This window comes from Shewanella sp. H8 (assembly GCF_040285065.1).
GTDB classification, from domain to species: domain Bacteria; phylum Pseudomonadota; class Gammaproteobacteria; order Enterobacterales; family Shewanellaceae; genus Shewanella; species Shewanella polaris.
In genome coordinates, this window is sequence record NZ_CP157213.1 from 2,611,354 (window position 1) to 2,625,870 (window position 14,517).

Sequence of the window (14,517 nt, forward strand, 5' to 3'; positions counted from 1 at the left end):
TATATTTACAGCGTATAACCTCACTGTAAATAATGCCTAAAAAAAAACCTTAATCAAAAGGTTATTTTGTTATTATTTAACTTGTGTTGGCTCAATATAGGCTTTGGTTCCCCAAAGTGGAACTGTTGAAAGGCTGTGCTTGAAGCTTCCCGAGGTTTCTTTGGTGGAGTATGAGACATACATTAAGGTTTGATTATCAGCATCAAATATTCTTCTAATTTTCATTGTCTTGAAAAAGATACTTTTTGATTTTTTAAATACCACCTCACCGGATTTACTCTTATCTATTCTTGCAATCATATCCGCGGTTATTTCCCCTGTTTGCCTGCATGAGATAGAACTATCACTGGGATCTGAAAAGCTGAGGTTTTCTTCTATTGAGGCGATGTGACACGTAACTCCTGATACAATTTCATCTTTTAAAATGTTTAGTTTTATATCTTGTGTAGTAAACATTCCAAGTGAAACATCACCAACTTCGTTGTCAGAACAAGCGCTAAGCAGTGTCGTTAAACACACTGCCATGAGTAATTTTTTCATTGGAAAACCTTGTAGTGTTAAGTGTTTATTATTGGGTTAACCTTGTTGGTTAACAGCCATTTAAATTAACTAAAGGCCGTTTGAGCGCACCGAGTCAATCCTGCGGTAACTGAGCCAAAGTGATCACCCACTACCACTTTAGCATTAGGATACACACTCGCAATTCTATTATATATCGCAGGGCTGCGTGCGGTGCCGCCAGTGACATAAACAATATCAGGAGTACTTGGCATATCATAATCTTGTTGCTCTGCTTTAGTGATAGCGGTTTGTATCGCTTGTTGCATCAAAGCTTCTACTTTATTAAGCGGTTCATTAATGGCTTGTTCAAATTGTGCCGCAGTTAATGGTACAAGCAATCCCTTTTCGATGAAATCTAAAGCACATTGGGTGCTATCGCTGTCTGACAAACTAATTTTGGCCGCTTCAGCTTGGCGCACTACTTGATAACTCATTTGATTCTTTTGTACTTTTTGTAAACGGACTAATAGTTCAGGTTGTTGCGCTTCTTTAATTAACAACTCGACTAACTTACGCGACGCTAAACTGACAAACTCACGTTGGGCGCTAATGTCGTTTACCGCTACCGCATTCCAAAAAGGAGCCCTTGGTGTCGGCTTACCATTTATCATTAAGGTGTCGGCGCCAAAACTTGGCATTAACCCCGTCATGGCGAGGGCGATATCTAAATCATTACCACCAATACGTTGCCCTGAATGACCAAAGCAATCGGAAATGCGATCTTGTTGTTTAATGTGCGATGGACCCATTCTTACAACAGAACAATCTGTGGTGCCGCCGCCAACATCGACAACGAGTACGGTATTGTCGGTTTCCAGATTAGCTTCAAAATCCATTCCTGCTGCTAATGGTTCAAATAAGAAGGTAACTTCAGTAAAACCGGCTCGAGAAGCAGCAAGACGTAAAATAGCCTCAGCTTGACGATTACTCTCTTCGCCACCAATGCCTTGAAAGTTAACGGGCCTACCGATCACAGCATGAGATGCTGCGGTCAGAGACTTAGCATGTAATGCTTTATCGGCCGAGGTTTTAACGTGTTGCATCATTAATGTGACGATATCTTCAAACAAGCCTATTTGATCAGGTCGTAGGCCGTTGGCGCCTAAAAATGATTTTGGCGAACGGACATAAAAACCTTCTTCAGGCATATCTAAATAGGCATCAACAGCGGCTTGACCAACAAAAACGGCTTGCTCGTCTGGTTGTAAATCCAATTCATGACGCATTTGTTTTGCGCGCATTAATTGCGAACTACGCAGATGGGAATATTCTGCTTTTTGGTGTTCAGGCAAACCTTGATATACCGCTTCGGCAATTAGCTCACGATCCATCGCGTATAACGTTGAAGGCATAAAGTCAGAGTGAGTTGATAACGGTAGTAGTGTCACCGCATCATCAATCATTACCCCTATTGCACAGTTGGCACTACCATAATCAAATCCAACAAACATGAGCTTACCTTCAGTCGTCTAATCGAAAAAAGCGCTCAAAATAACACACTTATGGCGCTTGCTAAACCATTTATCACAGTTTATCGCAAGCTCAAGTGAAGTCTGAAGCAGTATATTGGGTATCAAGTTTTTAAATGACATCTTAAATAACCTAAATTAAACAATTGATACTCTGTAAAATACAAAAAAGCCCACTCTTAATAAGAATGGGCTTTCAATACAACAAAGGCTCTAGTTAGCCTTTATTGTTTACTTTTTCTTGCGCTTTACGCTGTGCATCTTTTTTCTGACGTCTCGCATCAATAACTTGCTTCACATCACTGCCAATATGCGCTTCACCACGTTGTTTGGCTAATTGTACTTGACGCTCACGCTCAATAAACCGTTGACGCTGTTCTTGTGGCACTTTATCAATACAATGAGGACAGCTGACACCTTGAACATAAGCTTCAGTTTGCTTTTCTGCTTCAGTTATTGGCATACGACAAGCATTACATTGATCATATTGGCCTTTTTCTAGGCTGTGATTTACCGCAACACGGTTATCAAACACAAAGCACTCGCCTTCCCATAAGCTTTGCTCTTGTTCTACTTCTTCAAGATATTTTAAAATGCCGCCTTCAAGATGATATACCTCATCAAAGCCCTGCTCTTTTAAATAGGCAGTCGATTTTTCACAGCGAATACCACCAGTACAAAACATCGCCACTTTTTTGTGCTTAGCGGGATCTAAGTTTTGTTTTACATATTCAGGAAACTCGCGAAATGTCTCTGTTACTGGATTGACGGCATTTTTAAAAGTGCCAATCTGCACTTCGTAATCATTACGAGTATCAACCAATACCACATCAGGATCTGAAATTAGTGCATTCCAGTCTTTTGGTTTTACATATGTTCCGACGACTTTACGTGGATCAATACCTTCAACCCCCATAGTGACGATTTCTTTTTTCAGCTTCACTTTGGTGCGATAAAATGGCATTTCAGCGTCAAAAGATAGCTTAGTCACGATATTATCTAAACCAGGTTGTGTGCCCAACCAAGCCAATAAAATGTCAATCGCTGATGACGTTCCTGCAACCGTGCCATTAATGCCTTCTTGAGCAAGTAGCAAAGTCCCTTTAATGTCGTTTTGTTCCATGACGCTAAGCAATGGCTGACGAACGGCCTCAAAATGAGGCAACGCAACAAATTTATATAACGCACACACAGCAACTTGGGATTGAGATGATGCTTGTATGGCCTTTTGAATAGGTGCTTGTTTAGACGCTGGTTTAGGTTGTTGCATAAAAATGAGGTCTCCGCTGGCTGGAACTTAATTTCCAGTGCATATTACAGTGCATATAGTAAGGCCTGCGCATTGTGCACAGGCTCAAAAAAACGGCGGAAAGTATACCTAAGTCACACTCAAAAAAATACTAAAACAATTTAAACCATGTTTTTACTTTGTGATTAAGATTTTATTTTGCGGTATTGAGCCAGAAAGCGTTACTCTATTATTAAGATTTAATTATATAGACACCTAATGAACTCTGCGATTTTATACACTTTTCGTCGTTGCCCCTATGCCATGCGGGCACGCCTTGGGCTTCATTTAAGTCAACTAAATCCGTTAGTACGCGAGATTGAACTTAAAAATAAACCTGATGAGATGTTGGCTATTTCGGCCAAAGGTACAGTACCTGTCTTAGTGACTGCAGATAACCAAGTTATCAGTGAAAGTCTTGATATCATGCGTTTTGCCTTTACCCAATACCCTGCGCCAGATACAAAATACTTAACACCAAACGAGTATCAATTATTACAGTATTGGTTAGATAATCCAGCAACTGAGTCGCTTATTAATGCTAACGATAATGACTTTAAACCCTGGTTAGATAAATACAAATATGCAGATAGATCCCCTGAGTACAGTCAGCTTTGGTATCGACAACAAGCTGAACAATTTATTCAGTTGCTGGAAGAACAATTACAGCAACAAAACTATTTGTGCACCAACAGCCCTACATTAGCTGATTTGGCTATTTTTCCGTTTATCCGTCAATTTGCTAATGTTGAACCTGTATGGTTTAACACCATGCCCTACCCAAAAGTAAGTGCTTGGTTGAACACGTTAGTGAATAGTCCACTATTTAATGTGACCATGTACAAATATCCATTGTGGTTACCCCAACAAAATATGATTCAATTCAAATATTCGATAAGCGATGATGGACAAGTAGTACCTTTGTGCAACAATTAAAAAATTATGACTCTTTAATGGTTTATAGACTATTAATTCGTTAATTTTTAACGTAAATTAATCTTACTTACAGTAAATAACCGTTTAAGAACATGGATTTTTATTTTTTACTGCAGATTTCTAATTTAGGATTATACTAAAATAAGTCATTGCTGGAACGCAAAGGAACATGACATGGACAATATGGATATTACGTTAGTCTTAATGCTTATCGCATTACTGGTTTTACATATTCACTTTTGCTATCGAGCTTTTACCTCGAAAGCACATATCAAAAATGCCCAACGTATACTGTGGTCTATGCTCAGCCTTCTGATGGGCCCGCTAGGTTACTACGTTTATCAAAATATATTACCCCTCGAATTTTACGATTAGATGTTTTTAGCGCTTTGATTTGAAGTTCAGTGAATAAAGTCTGATTGTTTCTTTATACATTGTTGAACAGAAGTGTGTTTAAGATACGGCCACATAAGAATTAGATCGCAAGGTTCCACCCTGCACGGGCCAAAAGGGGATCAACAGCAATCCCCCCTGCCGTTCCAGCTACATTTTCGCTATTTAACCAAACAAGAGCTGCGAAAAGTCGCCATGGGCATTTATCCAGCTTTTAACATCATTTTATTGTTCTTCAGTCTTATTCGAAAATGCTAACGCTTCCGATCGACCATCCATGGCCACCGAAAGCTAACCTGACATCCTGTCAGGCTCACGCTATTTTCTTCAACGACCTCAAGTTCAGAGTTGAATTTAGGCGTTTAAAAGCATGACTGAATCATTGTTGGAAAAAAGTTTGTTAGTCCAAAAGGTCTAAAAATGAGCTGTGAGATTAGGAAATGTACGGTAATAAATTAAAGTTTACACTGGCCCTACATATTTAAATGAGCCTGTAACTAACTGTGCACAAAGCACCTCTGACTTGAATAGTGCCATCTTAGGGTTAACCGATAAATGTCTCGGCTTTGGCTTCCTGCGTCACTTTACCTCCTAAATCCATTTAGTCGTAGTACCTCTGATATTTCAAAGGAATGGAAAGCGTCAGGCAGCGATAAGATCGCACTAAGAGAGCCTCTATATGTGTTTGCATGCTGTTATTTAGAAAAGCACGACGATTTGACAGCTAAATGACAGACGAAGTAGATGAATTTGTTGATTGATTTTTATTTGACTGCAAAAGCAGTCAAATAAGTTAGGCTCTCCTATTGACTGGCGGAAGGCTCATATGTGTTAGCATTACTCTTTAATTCGCCAACCTTTTGATTTTATGCATGAATCATTTTCGCTAAAAAATGAAAAAAGTTGAATACTAGCAAAAGCTACATCATGCTTCTCTGAATTTTGAGTTAAAGTTGCACCACTAACACCTTGTTTAGCTTTTAATGCGCATTCACTCGCTTCTTTTACGAACAATTCATTATCAGCGAGCATCTCACCGTATTCGTCATGAACTACAATTGGTGGCGTAGAAGAGCATGCACAAACCATAAATAATATTAGAGACAAAGAAAACACTTTAAATTTTGGAGTCATACAATTCATCAAATCCTTGTAATGCTAACGCCTCAAGAACCGGCAGCAGCTTTATCGCCGTCCGAGTTACTTGACTTGTTAACTGTTGTATTGCGAGTAGATTTAATTACGTCTTTATGGACAGCTTGACTTGATACAAATAAAACAGCCACACCTCCAATGACAATATAAATATCAATACCACCAATGAGTCCTTTAACATAAGGAAAGAAAGGACTAGCAGCTAAAGCTAAACCGCAAACAATACCACTAGAGTTTAATACCGAACTAATTAAGACAGCATTATTAGCTTCTTTACCTGACCGCCAACAACGAAAAAGATAGATACCTATCATTACCGCTGCAAGAACAACCGAAGGGATCAAAATGGCTTTATCCATTATCATTATCTCCCTTCTTTTTAGAGTCGTTTGCAACTTCCCCTAAAATAGCACCAATTATCCCACCAAAAATTGCTCCCGCAGGGCCGCCTATAGAAGCTCCAAAGATAGCACCACCCATCGCCGCACCAGTGGTTCGAGTGTTCTCCTCTTCTGTTCTATCTTTTTTATCTTTATCGTCGCTCAATTTTATACTCCATATTCATCGAGTCAGTTAACGCTAAACGCAGCGGCGCAAAAAGCAAAACTTTTTGTGCCGCGACTGGCGTGCCTTGTTATATTTATTAACCTTCAGCCTCCGCTAAACCACGTTCAACGCGTGCTGGAAGAACAAACAGAAATTGACCTAATGCCATTGCGAAGTCGATACATTTTCTAGCGTCACTATCCGTAGGTAATTGAGCTTGAGTATCTGCGTGACGTTGATCATTAGCATCCAGCCGAATGTCATGTGCCCAGCGGGCCATTTCCTCTGTTATTAAATGATCTTCAACGGCGGAATTGATGCGAGCATACAGGCTACCCTTAAGATAGCCCTTCTCTTTTAACATGGCGTCTACTGAACTTGCAGACAACATTACAGACCCCGCTGGCGCATAAATTGTATCTGTCGCTTGTTTGAGATATTCGCCAGCAGTACCGGATATTGATTCGTCTATAACCAAACCTGATGGGTAATATTCTATTATATCTCCTCCGTCTTTAACTGCAGCGGCAGTAATAAGACCTCCGCAGCTTGCGCACGCATAAACACGCCAAAATCGTTGCGAGCCACCGGAGTGCGAATTTGTGTTTGTTAGCCACACAAGAGGTAGGTTTGGGTTATCAACACTACAATGAGGACAACGATTAAGTTCTAGTTGATTATTCAGTTTTGGCACGATCTATAATCCTGTAAAAATATAACGTCCGCTTAAGCGGACTAAAATTGTTGGCTATAATGTGCAGCGAAGCGAAACTGAGCCAACTGTTTTAGTTACGTTTAAAGCGCTTGTTAAATGGCTTGTGCTTTTACTTCTGCCATTTTTTGTTTGTTTTTTAATTCTTTTATCAAAAAATTCACCCACTTCATTGAATATAAGTAGTGGTCAAAACCTTCGATATAACTCGAATATTCACCTTTAAAAGTAGCATCAATTTCTCTAGGTCTTGCTTCATAAAACTTCCAGCACTTCGTATGCAGGGTCATATTAAAACCTTTACTTTTCTTAGCGACTAACTCAACAACTTTTGACGGTTTTAATTTAAAAGGATTTTCAATCCCTTTAATAAAAGCAACACCTTGCTCATAGTTTGCAACTTCTTCTTCACTCAAGTTATTTACATTTAAAAACTCTACCGCAATGTCAGCTGACGTAGCATGATTACCTAACTTCGGAACCAAGAAAGCCCTAATTCTATATTTTTGGCTTTGAACAACGTCATCATTTAGGTCATTTCTATAAGTTTCCATGTATTCACGGACAACTTTATAATTCTCTTTTTGCAGTTGTTTTAGTGAATCAAGTTGAGCTTGCTCACTTATTCTGGTTAATTGCATCGCAATAGCTAAACTCGCAGTCAAAGCATGGTCATCGCCAAATTCTTCGACAAGCAAAGTTTCAAAATTGCTTAATGCCGATTGGCATTCTCCACAAACAGCTAAATCAATGGCAGGTAAACTTCTATGCTCAATCTTGTTCCTTAAGCCAATAAGAAATTTAATATTGGCTTTTTCGGCATTTGACTCACCTTGCCAATAAGCATCACTACACTCACCAAGTTCCCAGGCTTTCTCTTCTCCGTCGATCAGTATTGGATTTCCATCGTTGTCTAGGTAGAAATAATCAGAATCTCGCTTTTCAAAGATTGCATGAAATAGTGATGTATAAGCAATAACTATATTTACAATAAAACCATAAGTCTTAAATTCTGTATACGGGTTGTTGTAAGTGGAAACAGCAAGTAAAGCGAATTCTTTCGCTTTATGAACCAAGATTCCTTTTGTTGATAGGTCGGTAGTTTTTTGAAGCTTTTGGCTATGTACACTCCGAAACTCTTCTTTACTAAGATATGAAATACCAGAGCTAGAATATTGAGTTCCATCTTTTACCACATATTGGTGCCAGCGTTTAGAAGGATATGTACTACATGTACCCGTACTCCAACCTGTAGCTTCAGCTAACTGTGCAATGGTAAATGCTTCTGTATCTTTTTCTTTTGTTACTAAAAAATCGTAAGCTAAATCAACTTTATCGTATCTACTCATTGCGCGATTCCATGTGCCATTTAACGCCGCATTAAGCGGACTAAAATTGTCGGTTATAATGTGTAGTGAAGCAAAACGTAACCCACTGTTTTAGTTCCGTTTAAACGTCTTGTTGAACGAAGCCGCTCTGCGGCAGAAAAGATAAAAACACATCTTTAGCACCATCATAAATACTTACTAGACCCTGCCTATCTTGGCATTACCTAGGAGTATCACCATGGAAACTCATGAACAACAACGCTTTGATTTTCTTTATGAACAACATCTTACCAATTTAACGCTGCAAGGCAAGCGGCCTGCTACCATCGATGCTTATAGTCGCGCAGTTAGGCGTATTAGTGCTTATTTTGACTGTTGCCCTGATAACCTTTCAACCGATGATTTGAAGCGTTATTTTGCTGATTTAATTGCCTCTCACTCCTGGAGTACCGTAAAACTCGACCGTAATGGATTACAGTTTTTCTATCGATATGTCCTTAACCAACACTGGGAGTGGCTGAGTATTGTTAAGCCACCGCAGGTAAAACGCTTACCCGATATTTTGACTCCTGCCGAAGTCTCTATTGTTATTAGTCTCACCCATAAGCTGCGATATCAAGTGTGCTTTTTAACCTTGTACAGTATGGGGTTACGCCTCGGCGAAGCCATTTCATTGCAGGTTGGCGATATTGATTCAGCGTTGATGCAGGTGCATATCCGTGACGCCAAAGGCGGCAAGGATAGGCTAGTACCTTTACCACAACGAACATTGTTAGCGCTGCGTTATTACTGGCAAACTCATCGTCATCCTCGCCATGTGTTTCCCGGTAAAGACGGTAAGCCAGGTTCAATGATAGATAAAGGCGGTATTCAAAAAGCACTAAAGCGAGTCATTCGTGAGTGCAACATCCACAAATCCATTAGCCCACATAATTTACGTCACAGCTATGCGACTCATCTGCTCGAACAAGGGTTAGATTTACGCTCAGTACAGCACTTGCTCGGCCACAACAGCCTTAACACTACCGCACGCTATACCCGTCTAACATCTATCACCCGCAAGAACACTGTCCTGTCAGTTAACCAGCTCACTGATAATTTGGTACTTAAGTGGGAGTGTGACTCATGACGTTCATCGATATTTTACGTGACCATCTTAATGCCTTTAATCAGGCTTATGATGGCCAAATAACCCCATCAATGCGCCAAGCGATTAATGCCATGCTCAGCTGCCGCACTAACACCCAAAGAGCCAGCCACTGGGCTTGTCACGCTTGTACTCATACCGCTGACTTTCCACTGTCATGTGGGCATCGCAGTTGCCCGCAATGTCAGTACAACACCACGGCAGATTGGTTAGCTAAGCAACAGGCTAAACTCTTGCCTGTCGATTACTTTATGGTGACATTTACTTTGCCATATGAACTGCGTGTTGTGGCTAAATATCAACCGGAAGCTCTCTATCCAGCCATGTTTTCAGTGGCTGCCAGTGTGCTCAAAGACTTTGCGCTTAACTCACCAAAACTTGCCGGTGATATTGGTTTCACTGGCGTGCTACATACCCACAGCCGGCGGCGAGCTTTACATCCGCATATTCACTTTATTATTCCAGCGGGCAGTTTCAACAAAACCCAACAACACTGGAAAAAGAATAAGGGCAAATACCTGTTCAACGCTTTCAATTTAGCTAAAGTGTGGCGCGCACGTTTACTGGAACAGTTGGCAAAACTGAATCTCAAACGGCCAGCCTCACTGCCAAAAAAATGGGTGGTAGACTGCCAGCATGTGGGCAAAGGCTTGCCTGCGTTGCAGTATCTATCACGCTATCTTTATCGTGGCGTACTGCCCGATAAAAGCATCGTCAGTCTTGTCGATGGTCAAGTGGGTTTCGAATATGAAGACAGCCAAACCAAATCGAAGAAAATTCGTACTCTACCTGCCACAGAATTTCTCTGGTTAATACTGCAACACGTATTACCGAAGGGATTAAGACGAGTAAGAGACTATGGATTACTCAGAGGTAACGCCAAAAAGCTCAGGCTACAAATACAGCTTATGCTGGCAGTTGCAGGGGCCGTGTTTCCAATCATTCCCGAGATAAAGCGTAGATTAGCAACGCGCAGTTGCCCCTGCTGTCAGCAGCCAATGCGCTTTATGGGCATAGTGAAACGACCGACAAACTTAATGCCCTCAAGCTAATGTTGAAAATGATAACAAGGATAATGGCCTAACTGAATGCCATGGAGGATTAATTTAACGCACTAAAATATATCGAGTTAAACCATTAGCAGATGAGCTAAGGGAACCTGCTGGCTACAGAAAAGTTACCAGATAACCATCACATCAAACAGCGCGTTTTCTCGAGCTGTTATTTACATAATAAAGAGTCACTCTCTGGTGTTTGGGCTTGTTCAACACTTGGGATAAGGACGCGGCTTCGCGCGGCCTATCCTTATTTGTTAAGTTCTGGTGTTTCCATTCGCTAATCCGCCACCAGTAGTGACAATATTAGCTTGAATTTCTGTGAAGTTTAAAGTTAACGAACAACAAAGCTGAGATCCTGAATACAATTTTTTTTGTAGAGATTGCGCAAAACTATTATCCAGAGAAAATATATAGCTTGTATTAGTAATAGTTTCTCTCTTCATCAAACTATTACTACATAACTCTTCAAAATATGTAATTACTTCTTTAGGGATTAGCCCATGCTGATTTTTTATAGATTCAGTAGATTTTCCAAAAAAAAGCGATAGATATTTAATCTCATTTTCACCTACTTTTTCAATAAATAACCTTTGAACTAGATAATGCTTCTTTTTGCTTTGCAACGATAATTTAAATTCAGCATATTTTTTAGCTGAGCTTCTTATAAGGAACTTGAAAATAATCTTCAGCCGATTAAATACCCAAGAGATAATATCAAAAATCAATAAATATAAAGCAATATAAAACCCAGTAAGTAGGCTTAAAACTACTAAAACAGGAAGTTCTTCAGCAAAAGGTTTAATTGAAGAAAAAGATAATAATATAGAAACTACAGTCAGGATCAAAATGATAGCTGTTTTTTTAGACATACCTTTAGAAATTAAACTTAACATTGATTCCAAATCTTTCACAAGATCCTCCTGAAGAACTTAACGCCTCGTTAAGCGGCGTGAAATAGTTGGCTAAAATGTGCGAGGAACGAGCGCGAGCCAACTGTTTCACGTCCGTTTAAACAACTTGTTACACGGCTATTTGAAGTAAATATGTATTAGACTCTTGATCAAAAACCAAACCGTCTAAATATTTCACGATATTTAATAACCCTGCATATTCCCGATTAAAATCTTCTATATTCTTTAGGTTTGTATTATACCAGTCACGAGAATCTTCTGTTGCATGAACATTCCTGTGCCTATTCTTACAAACCTCATTTAAATATGAAATATCCCTTGGGGCATATCCATTATTTACATCTGTAGATATATCATACCCAAGCTCATCTTCAATTAGTTGTTTAATATTTGCGTATTCTGGGTTATTAAACCGCTTAAGTCGGGCAGAAAGCTCACTTAACTGAAGAGGATTTAACCCTCTCATAACCATACATTGGTATACGACATGTTTAACTGAGCCTTCAAGAAACCGACATGCCATCATATAAACCGTTATATCCACTAGAGCTTGTATTTTAATAGCTGCATAAGAACTTGGCTGATGTTGTACTGCAGACCTAATACATCCGTCTAAGTTACTCTTGAAAGTTTGTATTTCAGGTGCGTTAAAATTCATCATCACCCCTAAATACATTAAGAGCTATTTGAATTTTCTCTCTTACAACTGCGCTAGATGAGTTTGCAGATCTAAAAAGTTTTTGCTCTGAGAGTATCCGGTCTAAGTTTTCAATATGGCTTTCTACATCATTAAAAGAGTGGCCTTCTTGAATCAAAATGCCTAAAGCGGTGAATACTGTTTCTAACAATGATCGCTTTACAATATGTTTTTTTCTAAAAATATTGCTTTGGGAACTTGAAACAATGATGTTACAAATTTTATTAAATAAATCTGATAGGCGATGCATATCGTCATCACGATTTTCATTCTGAAAATAACTCAAGAATTTATGCATTGGTGGGCGATAGTTTTCATGATTATCGATAAGTGACAATATACGGAGTATTAGTTCAATATCAGCTAACCGAGCATGTGGTTTTTCCGTTCCTAAAATATTACGCCAATCTTCATTAAGATTTATTTCATGCAATGTTCGATTGAAAGGACCTATGTAAACACAATTCCTAACTTCTTGGTTAGTTAGTGGTATGCCCCCTGTATTTATGCGAAAAAATAACTCATGAACAATCTCAGGATTAAAATCAATATCATCTATAACTGTAGCATTTTGTATCGTATTTCTAAGTCTACGCTGTAAATTAAGTGGTAAATCATTAAAGGTGCAACCATTCCAAGAACGTCCATTAAGTCCTTCAAGCCTAAATTGACTTGAACTACCTCCAGTAGAAAATTGCCCACTAATGAAAAAATAAATAGTTTTTAATCTTTGTAGTCCATCAATGACTATAAAGTCTTCTCTTTGGGAGTTACGACCAAAAAATAAATTAGGGGTCGGGAAACCGATTAATAACGAATCTATAAATAGGCTTGCCATTTGTTTGTTCCAAACAAAATTCCTTTGAAACTCAGGCTCTAATTCAAGTTCTTGGTGCTCAATCAAATCTAGTAATGTTGCAACATTATATGAAATTGAATATGAAGTGATTTTTGAAAACGAATCTTCTGACGATATATCGATCCCTTCGTCATAGTCATTGTCGAATTTAAAGCTATCTTTCATTTTCTTCCTTTGTATATTTAATTAAGCTAAACCCAATTGAAGAGTAACTGCCGTGTAACGCTTTGCTAAGCGGCAATAAAATAGCTGGCTAAAATTGGCGAGGAACGAGCAAAAGCCAGCTGTTTTTTGTCCGTTTAAGCAACTTGTTATACCCTGATATATCTAAGTTATCTGCCATTTACCACCGTTAAGAGATACTTTAAACCTATGACTTCTTGTGGGCAGACATTTAGTAGATGTAAGCTCCCAATATTCTGTATCACGAATAAACTCATAGTAAAACAATACGTTATCTATCTTATTCCTACTTTTAAATTTTTTAAGAAGATTTATTAACTCCTTACTTTCATTTTCTTTATTTCTAAATTGATTTACTGAGTCGAAGTAAAATATAAAGCTTTTTTCTATAAAAAAGCCTTCATCTTTTACGCTTAGCCATTTTGCTTTTGCGTTCTCAACAGACACATCAACGCCATTTTGATTAGAAGTGCAAATGGTATTAAACGTATTAAAATATAAAAGAATGTCTACATCATCATTATCTGTTTTATATAAAGCATCACTTAGCCCCGTATGTGCACCATTTGTAGGTCTTGTATCTGGATTCATTGTATAACCGACATACTCGACTTTACTTGGAAACCCAATATCAAGCCCCATTTTTTCTAGAAAATTGTGTATGGGATAACTTTCTTTGTTGCCATCTAAGTCATGAATAGTAATGAATTTATCATAAAGATCTATTTTGGGGAGGGTGAACTTTCCGGTAGCTCTATCTATAAAAGTAATATCAATAGAAGTTTTCTTTTTTTCTTTTCCAATAATGAGAGGTATTCTAACTTTATCTTTAAACCATACCTTTTTTATTTTTTTTGTTATATCAAATCTTATTTTTTTTCTAGAGCAAATGAAATAAATAAAATGTTTTTTAAAATTACTATTTAATTCTTTTTTTTGCTTCTTTAAATCATCTTTAATTAGCTTTGGTGTATCAAAATCTTGGAAATTTGAAACTAATAATTCATACCAATACATTGTAGATTGAGATAACTCTATATTTATCCTTTTCATTTTAACTATCGATTCCTTTTTTTGTAAAATTAATAGATAACCCCACCGTTAATATATATTCTCAAATTAAGGGTATAACAGCTTATTGAACGGCAAAAGAGATTTAAAGTCGACCGTTTAAGTTATTGATTAATATCATCCTACATTTAGTATCTTATTGATGTAAAGCCATTTTATTTAACTCCACTGGCAAATAAAAGCGAGCTTGCGCGTTAAAAGTG

15 protein-coding genes are annotated in these 14,517 nt (G+C 38.3%); 3 read left to right on the forward strand and 12 right to left on the reverse strand.

The features are described 5' to 3' along the window. Window positions 1-72: 72 nt before the first annotated feature. The 3 genes from ABIS04_RS11305 to ABIS04_RS11315 all read right to left on the reverse strand — a co-directional run bounded on the left by ABIS04_RS11305 (window position 73) and on the right by ABIS04_RS11315 (window position 3,300). The gene (locus ABIS04_RS11305; RefSeq protein WP_350431121.1) at window positions 73-540 is read right to left on the reverse strand and encodes a CreA family protein; all 468 of its coding nucleotides are present in this window, start codon (window positions 538-540) and stop codon (window positions 73-75) included. A 65-nt stretch (window positions 541-605) separates the two neighbouring features. Next, window positions 606-2,012 (reverse strand): molecular chaperone, encoded by a 1,407-nt coding sequence (gene yegD, locus ABIS04_RS11310; RefSeq protein ID WP_350431122.1) that lies wholly within the window; start codon window positions 2,010-2,012, stop codon window positions 606-608. Window positions 2,013-2,247: 235 nt separating this feature from the next. Beyond that, a complete protein-coding gene (locus tag ABIS04_RS11315) occupies window positions 2,248-3,300 on the reverse strand; it encodes a rhodanese-related sulfurtransferase (protein WP_350431123.1) in 1,053 nt (350 codons plus the stop codon). Window positions 3,301-3,537: 237 nt separating this feature from the next. On the opposite strand from ABIS04_RS11315, the gene ABIS04_RS11320 reads away from it, so the two are divergent. Further along, the gene (locus ABIS04_RS11320) at window positions 3,538-4,254 is read left to right on the forward strand and encodes a glutathione S-transferase (RefSeq protein WP_350431124.1); all 717 of its coding nucleotides are present in this window, start codon (window positions 3,538-3,540) and stop codon (window positions 4,252-4,254) included. A 1,230-nt stretch (window positions 4,255-5,484) separates the two neighbouring features. Here the strand turns inward: ABIS04_RS11320 and ABIS04_RS11325 are convergent. The 5 genes from ABIS04_RS11325 to ABIS04_RS11345 form a co-directional block, all read right to left on the reverse strand. Then, window positions 5,485-5,781: a hypothetical protein gene (locus ABIS04_RS11325; RefSeq protein ID WP_350431125.1), complete on the reverse strand. Its 297-nt coding sequence runs from the start codon at window positions 5,779-5,781 to the stop codon at window positions 5,485-5,487. A 32-nt stretch (window positions 5,782-5,813) separates the two neighbouring features. Then, entirely contained in the window at window positions 5,814-6,161 is a 348-nt protein-coding gene (locus ABIS04_RS11330) for a threonyl-tRNA synthetase (protein ID WP_350431126.1), read from the reverse strand. Next, the gene (locus tag ABIS04_RS11335; protein ID WP_350431127.1) at window positions 6,154-6,348 is read right to left on the reverse strand and encodes a hypothetical protein; all 195 of its coding nucleotides are present in this window, start codon (window positions 6,346-6,348) and stop codon (window positions 6,154-6,156) included. Before ABIS04_RS11335 ends, ABIS04_RS11330 begins: the two co-directional genes overlap by 8 nt. A gap of 97 nt (window positions 6,349-6,445) precedes the next feature. After that, on the reverse strand, window positions 6,446-7,042 hold the full coding sequence (locus ABIS04_RS11340; RefSeq protein ID WP_350431128.1) for a DUF4145 domain-containing protein: 597 nt from the start codon (window positions 7,040-7,042) through the stop codon (window positions 6,446-6,448). Window positions 7,043-7,155: 113 nt separating this feature from the next. After that, window positions 7,156-8,409, reverse strand: a complete 1,254-nt coding sequence (locus tag ABIS04_RS11345) for a DUF3644 domain-containing protein (protein ID WP_350431129.1) — start codon at window positions 8,407-8,409, stop codon at window positions 7,156-7,158. A gap of 217 nt (window positions 8,410-8,626) precedes the next feature. Between ABIS04_RS11345 and ABIS04_RS11350 the strand changes: the two genes are divergently transcribed. Further along, window positions 8,627-9,517, forward strand: coding sequence for a site-specific integrase (locus ABIS04_RS11350; RefSeq protein ID WP_350431130.1), 891 nt, complete (start codon window positions 8,627-8,629; stop codon window positions 9,515-9,517). Then, window positions 9,514-10,587, forward strand: a complete 1,074-nt coding sequence (locus ABIS04_RS11355) for an IS91 family transposase (RefSeq protein ID WP_350431131.1) — start codon at window positions 9,514-9,516, stop codon at window positions 10,585-10,587. The genes ABIS04_RS11350 and ABIS04_RS11355 overlap by 4 nt, the downstream gene beginning before the upstream one ends. Window positions 10,588-10,847: 260 nt before the next feature. Here ABIS04_RS11355 and ABIS04_RS11360 read toward each other — a convergent pair whose 3' ends face one another. The 4 genes from ABIS04_RS11360 to ABIS04_RS11375 all read right to left on the reverse strand — a co-directional run bounded on the left by ABIS04_RS11360 (window position 10,848) and on the right by ABIS04_RS11375 (window position 14,296). Further along, window positions 10,848-11,504: a hypothetical protein gene (locus ABIS04_RS11360; protein WP_350431132.1), complete on the reverse strand. Its 657-nt coding sequence runs from the start codon at window positions 11,502-11,504 to the stop codon at window positions 10,848-10,850. A gap of 109 nt (window positions 11,505-11,613) precedes the next feature. Next, window positions 11,614-12,165, reverse strand: coding sequence for a hypothetical protein (locus ABIS04_RS11365; RefSeq protein WP_350431133.1), 552 nt, complete (start codon window positions 12,163-12,165; stop codon window positions 11,614-11,616). Further along, window positions 12,152-13,225 carry a DUF262 domain-containing protein gene (locus ABIS04_RS11370; RefSeq protein ID WP_350431134.1) on the reverse strand — a complete coding sequence of 358 codons (1,074 nt, stop codon included), beginning with the start codon at window positions 13,223-13,225 and terminating at the stop codon, window positions 12,152-12,154. Before ABIS04_RS11370 ends, ABIS04_RS11365 begins: the two co-directional genes overlap by 14 nt. A 162-nt stretch (window positions 13,226-13,387) precedes the next feature. Beyond that, a complete protein-coding gene (locus tag ABIS04_RS11375) occupies window positions 13,388-14,296 on the reverse strand; it encodes a hypothetical protein (RefSeq protein ID WP_350431135.1) in 909 nt (302 codons plus the stop codon). Window positions 14,297-14,517: the final 221 nt, after the last annotated feature.